Here is a 338-nt window from a genome sequence, read left to right as displayed (position 1 = left end):
CATCCGAAGAGTTTCCAATAAGTGCTTCGAAATCTCCGGGTTCTGCTACCCAGTCGTGTTTATCGGCATCGAAGAAACTTAAAGCAGTTTTATCAATGGTAAATGTTACTTCTTTCTCTTCTCCGGGATTCAGGAATACTTTTTCAAAGCCTTTCAGCTCTTTTGTAGGTCGCTGAACAGATGATTTCAGGTCGCTGATATATAATTGTGCCACTTCGGCTCCAGCTCTTTTACCGGTATTTTTTACAGTAACCGTAAAGGTAATTTTATCATCCTGAGACATCTCCTTTTTATCTGCTTTTGCTTTTCCGAATTCAAAAGTAGTGTAGCTCAAGCCG

The 338-nt window shown here is 40.2% G+C and carries 1 protein-coding gene; it reads right to left on the bottom strand.

Annotated elements, in window-relative coordinates:
* On the bottom strand, nucleotides 1-338 hold a 338-nt coding region (locus ACPYOJ_RS34900; RefSeq protein ID WP_481420313.1), incomplete at both ends, for a fibronectin type III-like domain-contianing protein.

This window comes from Rhizobium sp. SVR5-9E, assembly GCF_056755095.1.
This window is presented reverse-complemented; position numbering and strand designations above follow the sequence as displayed.